Here is a 16219-nt window from a genome sequence, read left to right as displayed (position 1 = left end):
GACAGCCAAAACCGAGCTTAGCGCAGGAGGGGCATTCTCAGCCCTTGAACTTGCACCGTACTCCCCTGACGACTGGCACGTACCTCTATACGAACAGGCATCTGCTCTTTGAGTTCGCTGACATGGGAAATAATTCCGATCATACGCCCACCCATTTGCAGTTCGCTCAGCATGGCGATGGCCTGATCAAGCGCATCCTGGTCAAGACTGCCAAAGCCCTCATCAATAAATAGCGTATCGAGTTGAATGCCACCGGCATACGCCTGCACCACATCAGAAAGCCCCAGCGCCAGCGCCAGCGCAGCCATAAACGATTCGCCGCCCGAGAGTGTGGCAACGGGTCGATTTTTACCGGTATACGTATCGGCAACATCAAGCTCCAGGCCTGACGCTTTATTACCTTTTGAGGGATCTTCGCGGCGCACCAGCTGATAACGCCCCCGACTCATTCGCACTAGCCGCTCGGATGCCTGGATCAGTACATCGTCCAACAGCACGCCAAGCACAAAACGCTGCAGGCTAATCCGGTGCCCGGTGCGCCCATTGGCGATCTCGCTTAGCGTTCCCCACAGCCGATACTCGGCCTCAAGCTCCGCCTCGGCGGCGTGGGCGGCCTTGAGCTTTTGCTGAGTGGTGGTTAGCTGCGCAATCCGAGCCGCCAAGCGCTGGTAGGTTTGATCGCAAACCTGTTCATGCGCCTGCGCGCTAGCCACTTGCTCAGCCAGAGCGGTTAAATCAGGCGGCGTTAGCCCCTCAAGACGTGTCTGGCTCGCTTCAAGCTGACCATCCAGCTTGGCCAGCGCCTGCTGAAAGAGGGTGACGGTTTCAATAAGCGCTTGGCGTTCGGGCGCTTCCAGGCGAGCGTGAATAAAGTCAGACTCATTGTCGAAAGCGCTGCCGCTCAGCGCCTTTTGCCATTCATTCTGGGCCGCGCTTAACGCCTGCGTAGCAGCGGCGGCGCGCTGAGCTGTATCTGACAGCGTGGTTTCAGCGCGGGCCAGCGCCGTTTGCGCGTGCTGGGCATTCTCCTGGGCAGCTTGCCACACCGCCTCAGACTGCTGAATGTCGCTTTGCACACGGCCAAGCTCTGCCTGCAGCGCCTCAAGTGATCCATGCGCCTTAGGCAGCGCCCTACGCAGCTGCTCACACTGGGCTTCTAGCTGGTGGCAACGCTTTTGGGCGGCCTCTAACTGAGGCTGCTGGGACTTTATCTGGGTATCCAGCGCTTTCCATTCGCTGCGCTGTTGTTCAAGTGTACGTTCCTGCGCCGCCAGTTCTCGAGTAAGCACTTGATAGCGTTTAACATGGCGCTGGCTCTCCTGGCAGGCGGCCTCCAAAGCACTTAGCGGCTTGGTTCCCCACTCTCCCAGCGTATGACGCAGGTACTCGCTCTGCTCATCGTTATGGCTGAGCTGCTGAGTTAACCTCTGTTGTAACTGTTGAGCCTGCACCAGCATTTGATGCACCTGCTCATACTCCGCGCGTGCCCGCTGTACATCAGCCTGAGTAACGGGGGGCTGTTCTTGTATGGCGGGCGCGGGGTGCTCACGGCTGCCGCACACCGGGCAGGGCTGATGAGTTTCCAGCCGAGCGGCAAGAAGCGCGGCCTGCCCCTGATGCCAATGCATTTCCTGCTCGGTGGCTCGACGCTTATAGCGTTCAACCGTTTGCTGGCGACTCTCGACATCCCTTACCGCCTGAGCCACCTGCCCGGCCAACGCAGCGCGCTGGGATTCAAGCCCGGCCAGCGTTTGCCGCTGACCGTGCAGCGCCTGGCGGCTTTTTAGCACCTCACCGCAGCCCGCAAGGTTATTGCGCTCCACCTGTTCCGCTTTTAGCTTGGCGGCAAGTGCCTCGCCCTGCTCGGCGATGGTATCGCGCTGCTGCGTTTGTTGGCTTAGCTGCTGGTGCAGGCCCTGCCAGGCACTTTGGGCTTGGTACAATTCCTGTTCGACGCAATTAAGTGCCTGAAACTGCTCCAAAGCTTGCTGTAAACGGCCAGCCTGTTCACGGCGTTCCGGCAACTGCTGGCAGCGGATTTGTGCTTGGTGCAACGCTTGCTGAGCGTGTCGATGGCCAGCCTGCTGTTTTTCGACGGCCGTTTGAGCCTGAACGCGCTCTTGTTGGGTAGCGTGCGCTGTTCGCTGCGCCGTTTGCACGCGGTGAAAAGGTTCGGCCAGTGCTTGGGTGTGTTCATGAGCGCTTAAGCGCTCTCGAGCGCGCTCTATTTCCGGCTGTTGGTGTAACAGCTGGTTTTTTTCTGTACCCAGTGTCGCATGGCGATCAAAAAGCGCCTGGCACTCCTGCCCCTGACGCTCGGCTGCCTGGGCCTGTTCACGCTGCTGCTTGGCAATGGTTAACGCCTGCTCAGAAGCCTGATGCTCTGGGGCCAGCGCTTCAAGCGTCTCAATAAGTGCCGCTTCGCTCTCACTATCGCTTGCATCCAAGATTCCCTGGACACGGTGCTGGTGATCTTTAACGGCACGCTCTATCTGGTTAGCCTGAGTGCGTAAATGCTCTTCAATGCGTTGAAAAATATGGGTTTGAAACAGTTGGGAAAAGATCTTTTCGCGGTCTTTGGATTCCGCCAGCAGCAGTTCACGAAACTTGCCCTGAGGCAGTACCATCACCTGGCGGAACTGACTGGCATCCAGGCCTAAAAGCGTCTGCACCTGGGTGGTTGCTTCACCTACGTTTCGGGCCACCAGGCATTCATCTTCCTCACCTTTTTTGGTTAACCGCCATAGCTGGGCCTCCGCATTCTGGGTAGTAGTGCCTTCCCCGCGTGCTTTGGGTCGCTCCTGTTGCGGCACCCGGCGCACTCGGTAGACGCTGCCACGCAGGTAAAATTCCAGCGTGACTTCGGTTAGCCGCGAGGCTTTAGCCTGGTCACAACGCATTTGCGTCCCCGAACGCTCCTCGCCCGTCGTCTGGCCGTAAAGCGCAAAACAGATCGCATCCAGAATCGAGCTTTTGCCGGCGCCTGTCGGCCCATTGATCAAGAAAAGCGGGTTTTTACCCAATTCGGAGAAATTGATCGACTGCTGTTCTGCGAAAGGGCCGAAGGCCTGCATGGTGAGCGCAAGCGGTGTCATGGGGCCTGCTCCTCATCACGCTGCAGCTGGGCAATCAGCTTACTCATGGCGCTTGCCTGCTCAGAAGTCATGGCCTCGCCACTGGTCTGTTCAAAAAAATCACTAAACATATCCAACGCATCAAAGCGCAATCGATCGCGGTCCAACTGCTGGCGTTGCTGACTGCCCAGCATGCCAGGTTTTTCAAGATGCAGGACATTAGGGTACACCGCCCGAAGTTTGCCCATCGGATCAAGAATAGCGTGCCGGTCCATCAGTCTGACCAGCAGATAGTCATCAGCTTTGGGGTCGTGCTTTCCTTGTGCCAGCAACGCTTCCAGCTCGCCTTCCAGCACGCGTACATCTCGACGTGGCATCAAGGGCAATTGCCTGACCTGTGCACTGCCCGCCTGATCGATATCTACCAGCGTGACGCCTTTGCGATGGGCCGCTTCGGAAAAGCTGTATTTAAGCAGCGAGCCACTGTAGCGAATATGCTCTCCGCCGCGATACTGAGGGCCATGGAGATGCCCAAGTGCTACGTAATTAAAATGTTGCATGGGCGCCCAGGCAACACTTTCAGCACCTCCCAGGGTTAACGGGCGTTCGGAATCCGACGCGCTGCCGCCATCCACAAAACAATGGCTCATCAATACCGTTGGGCGGGTAGCGTGACGGTGCTTGTCGATACACTCAAGCAGGTAGCGGTGAGCGCTATCGAAATCGCGTACATCAACGCCAAATTGGCTGCGAACGTATTCAGGGTCAGCGTAAGGCACCCCGAAAATATCGATGTCGCGCCCGTTGAGGGTAAGCGTAACCGGGGTAAAACAGTCAGCCAGATCGGAAAGGATATGCAGCCCGGCCTGACGCAGATGCCGGGCACCAAAGCGCAGCCGTTCGGCGCCATCGTGGTTACCTGAAATAATCACGACCGGCAGGCCACGCACCTGGCAAAGCTCGCCCAGCACATCATCCAGCAGGGTTACTGCTGCTGCGGGCGGCACCGAACGGTCGTAGACATCACCCGCAATCAGTACCGCATCCACGGATTCTTGGTCGATGATCTTGATTAATTGCTCGAGAACATGGCGCTGGTCCTCAAGCAGCGAGACGTTATGAAACAGACGCCCTAGGTGCCAGTCGGCGGTATGCAATAAACGCATGGCAAGCTCAATAGCAGGTTAGATGTTTGCATCATAACAAGCTAAGCGAGCGGCGTTTAGCGCTGACTGGGGCGCAGCCATTAAGGTGCAATAGGCAGTTGGCGTTTATGCGCAGTGCGCGTATAGGTATCAATGATGGTTTTATATGCCTGATCGCTGACGGTGTCTCCTACCAGGAAGGCATCAATATCCACATAGGTGACGCCGAGCGCGACCTCATCGGCAAGCTGTGGCTTGAGCGTTTCCAGGTCGGCTGTGGGTTGCTTTTCGACCAGGGAGGCCGGGGCATCGAGCGCTGCGCCTACTTCTCGCACTTGGCTTTTGGTAAGCCCAGTAAGCGGCGCCACATCGCAGGCGCCATCGCCATATTTGGTAAAAAAGCCCATCAGCGCTTCTGCTGCCTGGTCAGTGCCGACCACCAAGCCGCCGCGGGCGCCTGCCGCGGCATATTGGGTCACCATGCGCTGACGTGCCTTGATATTACCCAGAACAAAATCCCGGTGGCCTTCATCGTTAAACGCAAGACCACCCTCTTCAAGCTCGGCTAACAGCGCATCACTTGCCGGTTTAATGTTAACGGTGAGTACATGATCAGGCTTGATGAAAGTGAGCGCTTGCTGAGCGTCCTCTTCATCATGCTGGGTGCCATAGGGCAAGCGCATGGCATAGAAGTAAGCATTTACTCCTTGCTCTCTTGCCCGTTCAACGGCCAGTTGCGCCAGGCGCCCCCCAACAGTGGAATCCACGCCGCCGCTGATTCCTAACACCAAAGCATGTTGCCCGGATTCCATCATCTGGCGGCATAAGAAATCAACGCGAGTTTCCACCTCTTGTTGAGCATCAATCTTCGGTTTTACCTGTAATGCCGTTTGGATATGCGACTGCATTTCCCGTTGATCTGTCATATTGGCCTCCTTGCAGCGTTGAGCAGTCATCAAGAATTAATGACATGTTTTCAGGCTAGGTCAGAAATGCGCCTCTATCTACTTATCAAGCGGTGCGTTGCCTTCCAGTACATCACGATGATGCTTGGGAATGCATTCCAACGCATAGTGAGCGGCGGCAAGACGGACATCATTACGCCCACCAGAAAAGTGCCGAGTTTCCGTTATCAGATACACTTTCTGGTCATGGCGAAATGCCCAAGCAAAACACACCGTACCGGCAGGAATATCATCCATTGATTCAGGGCCTGCCACGCCGGTATTGGCAACGGCTACATTGGCATCGTTTTTATCCAGCGCGCCTTTTGCCAGCTCTCGTGAGGTTTCTTCACTGGTAAGTCCATACTTTTCAATCGTATCGAAGCTAACCGATAGGTAGCGGTTTTTCGCCTCTGGCGAATAGACCGCCAAACCGCAATCGATGGATTCCCCGCTGCCAGGGACGCTCGCCAGCTCAGAAACAATAAGCCCTGCCGTGCAGGATTCGGCAGTTGCCAGCTTGAGCTGATGCTCTTTTAGATAGTCGGTGACGTGTTCAAGCAATTCCATTGCGTACTCCTAACCAACGGTGGGTTATATCAAGTTGCTTTCCTCCTTAAAAAGTAGCTGCCCTCACAACAGACTGAAAACCAAACAAGAAAATTAGCTATTTGTTAATAACAAAGCGCGTAAAAAAAGCCCCTATCTAATGATAGGGGCTTTGATAAGCATGTTGTTCTAATGCACGTTACCTGCGGAAGGCATCCGGATAGCTGGTCAGGTCAACTCCCCACAGTATCGGCAACAGGAAGTACACGGCGGCCACGATCAGCAGCATTGCCGCGATATTAAGCCAGAAACCGTTACGTACCATTTCAATGATCTTGATTTTACCTGTCGCGAAGATAATCGCGTTAGGCGGCGTACCTACCGGCAGCATGAAGGCGCAGTTGGCTGCCATGGCGGCAGGCACCATGAGTACGAAGGGGTGGATATCCAGCGCCAGCGCCAGCGATGCCAGTACAGGTAGAATCATCGTGGCGGTTGCAGTGTTTGAAGTGATTTCGGTAAGGAAAAGCACCATGCCGGTGGCCAGTAGAATAACCAGAAGGAAGTTAACCCCTTCCAGCACGCTCATTTGCCCGCCAATCCACGAGGCCAGGCCAGTAGAACCAAAACCAGCGGCAATCGCCAGACCGCCTCCAAACAGTAAGAGGATGCCCCAGGGCACATCTTTTGCAACATCCCAACCCAGCAGGCAACCGCCTTTATTGGGGGAAGGCACCAGGAAAAGCAGAATAGCAGCGACAATGGCGATCATGGTATCGCTGATGCCGGGGATATTGATGATTTGCCCTTGCCACAAGAATGACCGGGTAATCCACATGAAAGCAGCAAACAGGAAGATGCCCAGCACTGCCTTCTCTTCAAAAGAGATACGACCCAGCTCCGCTTTCTCTTTCTGGATCATTTCTCTGCCGCCCGGCAGCTTGTTGAAATTGATCGGATAGATAATCCGCGTCAGCAGCAGCCAGCTTAGCAGCAGCAAAACAACCACTACCGGGAAGGCAAACATCAGCCAGCTAGCAAAGGAGATTTCTACCCCAAACAGCTCACTGACCACTGCTGCTAAAATGATGTTGGGCGGCGTACCAATCAACGTACCCAGACCACCGATTGTGCCACCGTAGCCAATCCCGAAAATAAGCGCCTTGCTGAACTTGTCGATCTCGGTAGTGTGGTCCCCTTCGCTTTTATTCAGCTCCTGGGTCACTTGGTAAACAATGGCGGTACCAATAGGCAGCATCATCATGACGGCTGCGGTGTTGGACACCCACATCGACAAGAAACCGGTCGCTGCCATAAAACCGAAAACAATATTATTAATACTGGTGCCCAGCACGGAAATAATCGTCAGGGCAATGCGCTTGTGCAGGTCCCACTTTTCCATGGCCAGCGCGATCATGAAGCCGCCCAGAAACAGGAAAATAATCGGGTTACCGTAAGCCGCCGTTACCGCGCCGCCTTCCAGGGCGCCGGTAATCGGCAGCAGCACGATAGGCAGTAACGAGGTAACCGGAATGGGAATAGCTTCAGTGATCCACCAGACGGCAACCCATAGCGTGGTTGCCAGCACCATCCGCCCTTCCAAACTCAAATCTGCCGGGTGAAAAAACATCAGCACAAAGGCAAACAGCGCAGGCCCTAGAATCAAGCCAACTTTTTGCGGTGTGGTATAGGCGGGGGAACGCGGCGGTTTGGACCCCGTGCCCCCGTGGCCTTCACCGGTTGAGGTGGGCGCACGCGGAGTGCCTGATGTTGGCAGCGCACACATTAGTAGATTTTTGACTTGGTCGTGGGAATGCCAAAGCTGATCCCAGAGCGTCATCGTGGCAGTTCTGCGCATTGGAAAAGTACCGCTCTTGTCAGGTAAACGAAAAAGCACAGTAGAAAAATAGCGGACAATTTGCTTTCAATCAGCAAGGGCCCAACCGTTTCTTGGGGCCCTTTATTCACTGCAATAAGCCATTAGTCCAGTAAATCACCCGCAATTACAACCAAAGTCTAACAACTTTGGTTGTAACGAGGTATCGCTTCGGGGCCTGTCTACCCAACATTTATTTTCAAAGCTAACGTTTATTACTTACTGAATGATCTCAAGAAATTAACGAATACTCGTGTCGTTTTAATTTCATTAACCCCATTAGTGACACGGCAGTGACAATATTATTAATTTTTTGTATAGCTTTTTTTGAGCAAATTCTGTTTATCGTGGTCTATGCTGAAACAAAATAGTGTGTATCAATAAATGTCGTGCAGTTACCCATTATCATGGGCTTTAAAAGGCGGGGGCGAGGGAAATCACTAACCGCAACGCTCAAGGAGTCGAGATGATACGTCAACATCTTTACAATGGAGCAAAACCAGGCAGCCGCGAACATCTTGAATATTACCTTACGGAACAGCGGCATAGGCGCGAAAAAAGCCAAGAGACTGAAATGGTAAAACTTGCTTCTCTGGCTTTTCTGGCAGGCTGTGTGGTGACACTGCTCGCAACATTACCCATCATGTAGTAGCGAGAAAAAAGAACAGCGAAATCCCTTTACTTGGCGTAAAGGGATTTTTTTTGGACCTAACTTCACTGCTACGACCAATTGGTGTTTGCTTCTCGGGAGAAGCTATATTACCCTCGAAGAGTACAAGTTGCGTACAAATAACCTCAGCATTCACAAGGAGTAGTGGCATGCACCATATCCATCTAGCAGAGATTTCCCAAGCCGGTCTTCAACTTGCTATTCAAGAGATCAAGGAAGAAATGTTTGATACACCTCAGTGTGATTACACCATTGCCAAGTTGCTTTGCCATTGCAGCCAGTTTGATGCCGCAGAACGTCAGCTTGACGAGATGCTGCTGAAATGGGGTTCATCACCTGACGTTATTGAGCTGACCGAAAAAGGCTACACCATGGTAGCCACCATGAGCGCCAGTAACTCAGCCAAAACGCTTTCATCTGTCCCTGCCAACCAGCCATCACGCGAAACGGTCGCTGCCTAATTATTCCAGGCCAGCGTTACCTTGATGCTTCCCTTGCCGTTCCAACAGGACGGTAAGGGAAGCAAGTTGTTATTGATCAAGATGATCAAGCGTTACCACTATATCCTGTGTTGAAACATCCACTGTCCAGAACGTGTAGCTATCATCGTCCTCATCCACCAGGCGAATATCAAAATACGGGTTGGTATAGCCTGTTAACGTGACGCGCTGCGTATCGCCGTTCACCAACACGTCTTCTCCTAATACATCTTCTTCCCAACTCTTTGAATTCGCAGGGCTAACGTACATGTAATAGAGGGTATAACCGGTACGGTTGGTAATATCGACATAGTAATCGGCAGCGCTGACCACCGTTGACATACAGAGCAGTACCCACCCCGCCAAGCCCAATATGAATCGCATCAGAACGTTCCCTTCTTTTTTGATTTTCCAACCATCAGCACCTGCATCCACCAGCGCTCGATAGCTCCGTCGCAATTATAAAAGGCGCCGCGGTAAAACGGCAGCACGGCACACGTCAATCAACGAAAGTACAGCATCCTGAACAATCAGCTTCATGGCCGCTTGCAAGCCCTATGCGTTTTTCACGGCTTATCGCCATAAACTTCTCACCAAAAGCCCGCAGAATTATCACAGATGGTAGAATACTGCCCTTTTTGGGCGGCGCCCATGGCGCCAATCCACCTTCTACTACCTGAGTGACGCGCAATGATTGCAACCGCCACAGGCTTATTCCGCCCGCTTTTACAGCTGGGCCTTATCCCTCAGATCCTTATCGGCATCATGGCAGGTGCCCTGCTTGCCACCTTCGCGCCGGGCATTGCCAGTGACGTAGCCTTACTGGGCCAGCTGTTTATCGCCGCACTTCAGGCCGTCGCTCCCATTTTGGTATTTGTATTGGTAGCGGCCGCTATTGCCGCCCATCGGCAGGGGCAACCAACCCATATTCGCTCGGTACTAGTTCTCTATATTGTCGGCACGCTGGCTGCCGCCCTTATTGCCGTGGCGGCAAGCTTTGCATTTCCCACTGAGCTTACACTGGATGCCCCGCGGGCAGACGGCAACCCACCGGGGGATATTTTCCAGATTCTTCGCCACTTGCTACTTAATGCCGTCGCCAACCCCGTGAGCGCATTGATGGAGGCCAACTTCATCGCCATTCTTGCCTGGGCAGTAGGTTTGGGCTTGATGCTACGCCAGGCAAGCGAGACCACACGCACTGCCCTTAACGATCTATCCAACGCTATTTCGCGTATTGTTGCATTGGTCATTCGCTTAGCCCCGCTGGGTATTTTTGGCTTGGTAGCAGGCACACTGGCAGAATCCGGCATTAATGCGCTGCTGAACTACGCACAACTGCTCAGTATTATTGTGGGCTGTATGGTGTTTGTAGCCCTAGTGAGTAATCCACTGTTGGTTTATATCGCTACCCGCCAGAATCCTTACCCACTGGTATTTGCTTGCCTGCGGGGCAGCGCGATTACCGCCTTCTTTACGCGTAGCTCGGCGGCCAACATTCCGGTGAACCTTGAGCTATGCCGCAAACTGAAGCTTGACCCAGATACTTACTCCATCTCGATTCCGCTGGGTGCCACCATCAACATGTGCGGCGCGGCCATTACCATCACCATCATCACCCTGGCCACTACGCACACATTGGGTATCAATGTCGACTTCCCCACGGCCCTATTACTGTGTGTGGTATCGGCGCTTGCCGCCTGTGGGGTATCCGGCGTTGCTGGCGGCTCGCTTATGTTGATCCCCATGGCGGCTAACCTGTTTGGCATTCCGACCGAAGTGGCCATGCAGGCGGTCGCGATTGGCTTTGTGATTAGCGTGGTACAGGACTCGACCGAAACCGCACTTAACTCTTCGACCGACGTACTGTTCACGGCGGCAGCCTGCCGGGCGCGAGAGGCAAAAAGCTAGTCCTAACACCTCTATCGCTCAGCCTGCACATAAAAGCTAGGATCATCGAAGAGATCGGGCTGCGTATCGTCGAAGACCATTTCCAACACTTCCGGGCTGCTTTGAACCATAGGTTCAAAGTGGGCCGTGTGGGTATTCAGGTCACTCACGCGGCGGCGGCGGTAAAGGGCATAGCCCCCCAACAGAACGAAAACAGTGGCAATATAGAGCGGCAATCCATGGCTTCCTACCAACGTCATCAATGAACCAGCCAAAATAGGTGCTGCCGCGCAGCCCGCCCCGTGCATAACGAGCATATCCGCCGAGCCAGAGACAATTTCATCTGGATGTAACTGATCCACCAACTGCGCCACGGCCAACGGATAGAGCGAGAAAGCCAAGCCCCCCCAGACGAAATAAAGCCCTAGCAACACCTCATGATTGGGCGCAAAAGGCATGGACGCGGCCACTGCCGCTGCCAATAACACGACCCACGTCATCACTTTGGAACGGTCATGCTTATCAGAGAACCGTCCGATAGGAATCTGCAGCAACGCCCCACCAATAATCGCTACACTCATGACCAGCCCTACTCCGCTGGTATCAAAGCCAAGCTGAGTCGCATAAATGGGCGTCATCGACCAGAATGCCCCCATCGCCAGTCCTGATAATCCAGCCGATGACACGGCCAAAGGAGCAAAGCCTAGTAATGATCGTAGGCTGCTTTTGGGTCGTTCAGACATTTGGGGCTGCGCGCGCCGGGTCATCGTAATAGGCAGTAGCGCCCAACAGATAAAAATCGCGATTAACACAAAGAGCAGATAGTCTTCCGGCGATGAGAGACGCAGCAATTGCTGGGCAGCGGCTAATGCGCCCAAGTTGACCACCATATAAACCGCAAAAATACGACCGCGTTCATGACTGGCCGTTTGGCTGTTTAACCAGCTTTCAATTACTGTGACCAAGGTAATAAACGAGAGTCCATACAGAATGCGTAGTGGCAACCATACCCATGGATTGATGAACAGCAGGTGCAAGAGCGCTACAGAAGCACAAATAGCGGCACAAAACCCAAACGTGCGTATATGCCCCATACGCCTGATCAAACGTCGACTTACCCAAGTGCCACAAATAAACCCAATAAAATAACCCGACATCACCATACCCAAGAGGGCACTGGAAAACCCCTCGGTCGTACCGCGCAGGGTCAGAAGCGTATTAAGCAATCCATTGCCGAGCAACAACAGAGCCACGCTCCACAGTATGGACTTAACTGGCTTAAGCATTGACAAGGAATGCATCCCACCTCCTTACTTACAGCGAACAGTTATCAACTAATACAAAAAAGATGCATATAAAATGCCAAAGACGTCTCGCCGAGACGTAGTTGACATGCAGGTGTTCTTTATATAGAACGTTCTATATAACGAACAATGAGACGTCTTTCATGGATGAGCTTTCACTCAGTACGCTAGGCCAGCATTTACAGTCACTACGCCAGAAGCAAGGCCTATCGCTTTCGCAGTTGGCAAACGCAGCAGGCATGGCTAAATCCAACTTATGCCGCCTTGAGCAAGGTAACGGCAATCCCACTCTGGATACCATCTGGCGATTGGCCGTACAGCTAAACGTCCCCTTTAGCACCCTGATAGCGCCGATTACCGTACCATTGGGCGAAAATGGCGTACAGGTGCGTCTCATTGAGCAGGGTAAGGATTCCCCCCACGTAGATGTTTACTGGATGCGCTGTGCGCCCCACACGCAACGCCGCGCAGAGGCGCATACGCCTGGCACCTGGGAATCCCTTACCTTGATAAGCGGCTGGCTGGAGGCCGGGCCGGAAGGTAAAGCTATGCCGCTTAGGCTGGGTGTTCCTGTCACCTTTTCTGCTGATCAGCCGCATATTTACCGCGCCGAAGATGCCGAGGCGACGCTGCTTATGACCATCACCTATGGTAACAATGGTGATACTCCATGAGCCACGTATCCGCCCGCTCAGCGCTAAAAGGGGTGCGAGAAGCCATTCCGCTGCTTGGTGGTTATATTCCTGTTTCTCTATCGTTTGGACTAGTGGCTACCCAAGCCGGGTTCACTACCTGGGAGGCGGCTGCTATCTCCCTATTGATTTATGCGGGCGCCTCACAGTTTCTATTTGTCGGCATGGTAGCCGCGGGCTCGCCGCTGTGGCTGGTGATCGCGTTGACGCTACTGATTAACATACGCCATGTGGTTTACGGGCCCAACCTCGCTGCATGGCTCCCCCCTAGCCGTCATTGGCTCTGGCTGATGCATGGCCTCACCGACCAAGTCTTTGCCTTAGCCCATACGCGCCTGCCTCAGCTTCGCGAAGCTGAGCGCTTTGGCTGGTTTTTAGGAGCAGCACTGCTAGCGTGGGTAGTCTGGATTGCGGGTACCGTCGTGGGTGCAACCGGTGGAGAAGCCCTTACCGCTCGTTGGCCACTTCTGGGCGAGATCATGCCCTTTGCCCTGCCCGCACTGTTTCTCACCATGGTCGCGCCACGCTTCACCGATAAACGCTGGGCGTTAGCCTTGGGCTGCACCATTGCATCTGCCCTCTTCTTCACCCTTTATGGCTGGAGCAATGTCGCCATCCCGCTTGCAGCCGCCTGCGGGGCTATCTGCTTTTATATGGTGAAATTTCATCCAGGGAAGAACGTTTTATGAGCACAGCGCTTTGGTTGGCGGTGATCGCCTCGGCACTGGGTACGCTACTTATACGCGTCGTGCCCTTTCTATGGATGCAGCGCCGGCTAGGAAGCGATACCGGCCTAAACAGCATTCCTCAATGGATCAGCATCTTAGGCCCGCTGATGATCGCGGCGGTTTTAGGGGTTTCTCTCGTGCCAGTCAATCCCGGCGCTGTTTCATGGGGGGCAACGGCCATCGGGCTTTTGGTGACACTACTCGTGTGGCAGCGCGTGCGTTCAATGGGATTGCCGGTGGCAGCGGGTGTGGCAGTGTTTGGGTTAGTGCTGGTAGGTGTAACGCTTGCGGGATGATTTTGCAGAAATCATGAAAGGGTGGTGTACCTAGTAGGACTTGAACCTACGAAAAAGAGATTATGAGTGCAACTAAACAAACTTTGGGATCGCGCCTGCGACGTGTAAACCAAGACTTATTAATGAGTTATAATTTTCCATGATGTACACTACATACACTGTTATCACCCTGTTAGCAGCCAGATGACAACCATATTTGCAGTCAGGTACAAGTCATAGCAACCGAAGATGAGTGGAAGGGGGGGCAAATGAGCCCCCTGACCTGACTAGAGGCGGCATGCGGATCTAGCGCCGATTGATGGCGGCACTAGACTCTGCCTTAGCACGTCGACAAAAAAATAAATGGGTCCACCATAAGGCAAGGCTCGATAGAGATACTGCCCGGCTCGACTAGCAAGCTATCTTAGAACGATTCCCATGCTTCCCCCTCGGGCTGGGTTCTCCTCCGAGCCTCTGTTGTTCTACCCGAAAGGCTCTGGGAAGCCATGGCAGGCCTAGCTGATGAGCGGGGTGAGGATGGAGACTGACTCTGGGTCGTCTCCCCTCCGAGAACGAAACTACTGATCAGCTCGTTCAGACGTTCAGCATGGTTCCGCATGTCCCCTGCCGCACATGAGGTCTGCTGAACCATCATGGCATTCTGCTGGGTCATGGTGTCCATCTCGCTGACTGCGGTATTCACCTGACCGATGCCGCTACTTTGCTCCTTGGCAGCTGCACTGATTTCTCCAATTACATCGGTAACACGCGATACGCTGGCGACGATCTCGCGCATGGTCTCACCGGTCTTTCGGACCAAGTCCGCCCCAGCATGGGTATGGGCTGCCGAGGTATCGATGAGCCTCCTGATCTCGCTGGAGGCATCGCTTGAACGGCTGGCCAGGATACGCACTTCCTGCGCGACCACAGCGAAGCCTCGACCATGCTCACCGGCGCGAGCCGCTTCTACAGAGGCATTCAGAGCCAAAATATTGGTTTGGAAAGCGATGGAGTCGATCATGCTAATGATGTCGCTGATCTTGTCCGCTGATTGGCTGATGTCGACCATGGTGCGTTCCACCTGAGCCATCGATGCCTCCCCGTCACGAGCAACTTTTGTCGTTGACTGCACCAGCTGGTTGGCCTGCTGTGCCGAGTCCGCACTCTGATTGACAGTGGAGGTAATCTCTTCCATCGAAGCGGAAGTCTCCTGCAGGTTGGCTGCTGCCTGATCGGTTCGTGAGGCCAGTTCCTCACTGCCTTGGGCAATATCACCCGCAGCGCGGTAGACGCTCGTAGTGCTAGTACGCACCTCACGGAGGGTTTCCTGCATACGTGCGACGAAAGCATTGAATTGGGTAGCTAGCTCACCAATTTCATCACGGCTATCGATTGGCAAACGCAGCGTCAAGTCGCCGTCTCCTTCGGCGATTTCCCGCATGGCATGGGCCGTGCGTCGTATCGGCCGAAACAGGGCCTTAAGCAGCAGGGCGATGACCGACAGACTCGCTACTAGGATCAGTGCCACGATCAATACGACGAGCAGCACAGCTCGGTTGAGATCGGCAAACAGCTCGGCGTGAGGAATCTGGGCAAACACTGCCCACTCCGTGCCCGGCACCTCGATAGCGGCCACCAGTTGCTTGGCTCCCTGGGCATCACGTGCCATGGCATAGCGATACCCCTCGGCACCCAGCAGCTCAGTTGTAATAGTCCCCCACCCGGGCAAGGCCGAAATGGGTTCCCCGGCTAGGGCGGCCCCCTCCGGGTGAACCCTAATGGTTCCGTCCAGGCTGGCCAGGAATACGCTGCCACTCTTCCCCAGTCGATAGTTACGTATCATCTCTGCCATGGTATCCAAGGAATAACCGACGCCGGCGACACCAAGACGCTGCCCGTCGATTTCCACGACGTGGTTGATGAAGACCTGGACGTGGCCATCCTCACTATTGATAACCAACCGATAGGCATCTCCATCGGTAGCGTCTACCAGGTCATAGAACCACTGGTCCTTCTCACGGCTGATTGAGCGTGCGATGCCATTCGCCGTGTAGTAATTGCCGCTTTGCGCAGAAATGTAGAAGACACTACTTGCACCTGTGCGATTCTGTATGGTCTGAAGGTAGCTTACCGCTCTGGAAGTCCCCTCCTCCACTTCTCCCTCGGAAAGCCAGGAATGCAGATAAGGGTTATGGGCCAAGCTCTGGGCGGTAGTGATAGGTCCGGTCAACGTAGCATCGATATCGTTGCGAATGCTTTCCAGCGTCGCCGGCAGCTCCTCTGCTGTGACTCGTTCAGTGACCAAATCACTAAAAAGACGGTACTGGACGACTGTAGCCCCACCCACTATCAGCAGCATGGATAGACTGATGCAGAACAGAAGCTTCTGGGCTATCGTCAGGTTCTTCAAGATGGCTCCTTATGACTGAGGCGTACCATCAAGGGACACGCCGATGTTGACCATATGGTCGTCCGTAGATATCGGCCGAGGTAAACAAGACTTAAATCTTAGACGAGCCAATTTTGTTGGCAGTCTGTAGTAGTCAACATATCCCAGACAGTGCTGAAGATGAGTGGAAAGAGGGAGGTTTCC

At 54.1% G+C, this 16219-nt stretch carries 14 protein-coding genes; 6 read left to right on the top strand and 8 right to left on the bottom strand.

What is annotated here, in order from left to right; translation table 11 throughout:
* Positions 1–17: 17 nt before the first annotated feature.
* The 5 genes from ELY25_RS10490 to ELY25_RS10470 form a co-directional block, all read right to left on the bottom strand.
* Entirely contained in the window at positions 18–3095 is a 3078-nt protein-coding gene (locus ELY25_RS10490) for an AAA family ATPase (RefSeq protein ID WP_126951234.1), read from the bottom strand.
* Positions 3092–4240, bottom strand: a complete 1149-nt coding sequence (locus ELY25_RS10485; RefSeq protein WP_126951233.1) for an exonuclease SbcCD subunit D — start codon at positions 4238–4240, stop codon at positions 3092–3094. The genes ELY25_RS10490 and ELY25_RS10485 overlap by 4 nt, the downstream gene beginning before the upstream one ends.
* Before the next feature lie 80 nt (positions 4241–4320).
* Positions 4321–5145: an ammonia-dependent NAD(+) synthetase gene (nadE, locus tag ELY25_RS10480; protein WP_126951232.1), complete on the bottom strand. Its 825-nt coding sequence runs from the start codon at positions 5143–5145 to the stop codon at positions 4321–4323.
* Positions 5146–5223: 78 nt separating this feature from the next.
* A complete protein-coding gene (locus tag ELY25_RS10475; RefSeq protein ID WP_126951231.1) occupies positions 5224–5733 on the bottom strand; it encodes a CinA family protein in 510 nt (169 codons plus the stop codon).
* A gap of 178 nt (positions 5734–5911) precedes the next feature.
* Positions 5912–7552 (bottom strand): SLC13 family permease, encoded by a 1641-nt coding sequence (locus ELY25_RS10470; RefSeq protein WP_126951384.1) that lies wholly within the window; start codon positions 7550–7552, stop codon positions 5912–5914.
* A 502-nt stretch (positions 7553–8054) separates the two neighbouring features.
* Here ELY25_RS10470 and ELY25_RS10465 point away from each other — a divergent pair.
* Complete coding sequence (locus ELY25_RS10465; RefSeq protein ID WP_126951230.1) at positions 8055–8237, top strand: hypothetical protein; 183 nt, start codon at positions 8055–8057, stop codon at positions 8235–8237.
* A gap of 170 nt (positions 8238–8407) precedes the next feature.
* Positions 8408–8719: a hypothetical protein gene (locus tag ELY25_RS10460; RefSeq protein ID WP_126951229.1), complete on the top strand. Its 312-nt coding sequence runs from the start codon at positions 8408–8410 to the stop codon at positions 8717–8719.
* A gap of 69 nt (positions 8720–8788) precedes the next feature.
* Here ELY25_RS10460 and ELY25_RS10455 read toward each other — a convergent pair whose 3' ends face one another.
* Positions 8789–9121 (bottom strand): hypothetical protein, encoded by a 333-nt coding sequence (locus ELY25_RS10455; protein WP_126951228.1) that lies wholly within the window; start codon positions 9119–9121, stop codon positions 8789–8791.
* Between the two features lie 306 nt (positions 9122–9427).
* Between ELY25_RS10455 and sstT the strand changes: the two genes are divergently transcribed.
* Entirely contained in the window at positions 9428–10648 is a 1221-nt protein-coding gene (sstT, locus tag ELY25_RS10450) for a serine/threonine transporter SstT (protein WP_126951227.1), read from the top strand.
* An 11-nt stretch (positions 10649–10659) separates the two neighbouring features.
* Here sstT and ELY25_RS10445 read toward each other — a convergent pair whose 3' ends face one another.
* Positions 10660–11928, bottom strand: a complete 1269-nt coding sequence (locus tag ELY25_RS10445; RefSeq protein WP_126951226.1) for an MFS transporter — start codon at positions 11926–11928, stop codon at positions 10660–10662.
* A 146-nt stretch (positions 11929–12074) separates the two neighbouring features.
* Between ELY25_RS10445 and ELY25_RS10440 the strand changes: the two genes are divergently transcribed.
* Genes ELY25_RS10440 through ELY25_RS10430 form a run of 3 tightly spaced genes read left to right on the top strand, consistent with a single transcriptional unit; the run spans position 12075 to position 13647 of the window.
* The gene (locus ELY25_RS10440) at positions 12075–12605 is read left to right on the top strand and encodes a helix-turn-helix domain-containing protein (RefSeq protein ID WP_126951225.1); all 531 of its coding nucleotides are present in this window, start codon (positions 12075–12077) and stop codon (positions 12603–12605) included.
* Complete coding sequence (locus ELY25_RS10435) at positions 12602–13312, top strand: AzlC family ABC transporter permease (protein WP_126951224.1); 711 nt, start codon at positions 12602–12604, stop codon at positions 13310–13312. Before ELY25_RS10440 ends, ELY25_RS10435 begins: the two co-directional genes overlap by 4 nt.
* Positions 13309–13647, top strand: coding sequence for an AzlD domain-containing protein (locus ELY25_RS10430; protein ID WP_126951223.1), 339 nt, complete (start codon positions 13309–13311; stop codon positions 13645–13647). Before ELY25_RS10435 ends, ELY25_RS10430 begins: the two co-directional genes overlap by 4 nt.
* A gap of 403 nt (positions 13648–14050) precedes the next feature.
* Here ELY25_RS10430 and ELY25_RS10425 read toward each other — a convergent pair whose 3' ends face one another.
* A complete protein-coding gene (locus tag ELY25_RS10425; RefSeq protein ID WP_126951222.1) occupies positions 14051–16036 on the bottom strand; it encodes a methyl-accepting chemotaxis protein in 1986 nt (661 codons plus the stop codon).
* Between the last annotated feature and the right edge of the window lie 183 nt (positions 16037–16219).

Origin of the sequence: Vreelandella populi (assembly GCF_003989825.1) — a bacterium.
GTDB lineage: Bacteria > Pseudomonadota > Gammaproteobacteria > Pseudomonadales > Halomonadaceae > Vreelandella > Vreelandella populi.
This window is presented reverse-complemented; position numbering and strand designations above follow the sequence as displayed.

Excerpts from the sequence above, each read along its gene's own strand:
- ELY25_RS10490 (WP_126951234.1), bottom strand. The coding sequence starts at position 3,095 with ATGACACCGCTTGCGCTCACCATGCAGGCCTTCGGCCCTTTCGCAGAA.
- ELY25_RS10435 (WP_126951224.1), top strand. The coding sequence starts at position 12,602 with ATGAGCCACGTATCCGCCCGCTCAGCGCTAAAAGGGGTGCGAGAAGCC.
- ELY25_RS10470 (WP_126951384.1), bottom strand. The coding sequence starts at position 7,552 with ATGACGCTCTGGGATCAGCTTTGGCATTCCCACGACCAAGTCAAAAAT.
- sstT (WP_126951227.1), top strand. The coding sequence starts at position 9,428 with ATGATTGCAACCGCCACAGGCTTATTCCGCCCGCTTTTACAGCTGGGC.
- ELY25_RS10445 (WP_126951226.1), bottom strand. The coding sequence starts at position 11,928 with ATGCATTCCTTGTCAATGCTTAAGCCAGTTAAGTCCATACTGTGGAGC.
- ELY25_RS10460 (WP_126951229.1), top strand. The coding sequence starts at position 8,408 with ATGCACCATATCCATCTAGCAGAGATTTCCCAAGCCGGTCTTCAACTT.
- ELY25_RS10475 (WP_126951231.1), bottom strand. The coding sequence starts at position 5,733 with ATGGAATTGCTTGAACACGTCACCGACTATCTAAAAGAGCATCAGCTC.
- nadE (WP_126951232.1), bottom strand. The coding sequence starts at position 5,145 with ATGACAGATCAACGGGAAATGCAGTCGCATATCCAAACGGCATTACAG.
- ELY25_RS10440 (WP_126951225.1), top strand. The coding sequence starts at position 12,075 with ATGGATGAGCTTTCACTCAGTACGCTAGGCCAGCATTTACAGTCACTA.
- ELY25_RS10430 (WP_126951223.1), top strand. The coding sequence starts at position 13,309 with ATGAGCACAGCGCTTTGGTTGGCGGTGATCGCCTCGGCACTGGGTACG.
- ELY25_RS10465 (WP_126951230.1), top strand. The coding sequence starts at position 8,055 with ATGATACGTCAACATCTTTACAATGGAGCAAAACCAGGCAGCCGCGAA.
- ELY25_RS10485 (WP_126951233.1), bottom strand. The coding sequence starts at position 4,240 with ATGCGTTTATTGCATACCGCCGACTGGCACCTAGGGCGTCTGTTTCAT.
- ELY25_RS10455 (WP_126951228.1), bottom strand. The coding sequence starts at position 9,121 with ATGCGATTCATATTGGGCTTGGCGGGGTGGGTACTGCTCTGTATGTCA.